At 70.1% G+C, this 398-nt stretch carries 1 protein-coding gene; it reads left to right on the top strand.

The window, feature by feature from the left end; all coding sequences use genetic code 11:
• Positions 1 to 398: hotdog family protein (locus ACNFOC_RS55720; protein ID WP_416966488.1), on the top strand; the 398-nt coding region annotated here is incomplete at both ends.

Here is a 398-nt window from a genome sequence, read left to right as displayed (position 1 = left end):
CGCCTCCCGCTCCCCCACGGGAATGGCAGACCACGGTCCACGTCTCCCCCGAGTCCATGCCCTACCTCATGGACCACTGCTTCTTCCCGCAACGCCCCAACTGGCCCGATGTGGCGGACCGTTGGCCGGTGGTCCCCGCGACCACGATCGTCCAGCACATCATCGAGGCGGCGGAACGGACCGCGCCCGGTATGCGCGCGGTCGCCGTGCACGACGCGAGGTTCGACCGCTGGCTGACGGCGACACCGTCGGTGGACGTGCCGGTGAAGGTGATCGCTCAAGCCCCCAACCGACTCGCCGTCTCCTTCGGTCCGCACGCCCGCGGTGTGGTCGAGCTCGCCCCCGCCCACGGCATATCGCCCCCACCGCCTGTCTCTTATGCACATCTGACGCGGCCG

Source organism: Streptomyces colwelliae (assembly GCF_048158785.1).
In the GTDB taxonomy this organism is placed as follows: Bacteria; Actinomycetota; Actinomycetes; order Streptomycetales; family Streptomycetaceae; genus Streptomyces.
This window is presented reverse-complemented; position numbering and strand designations above follow the sequence as displayed.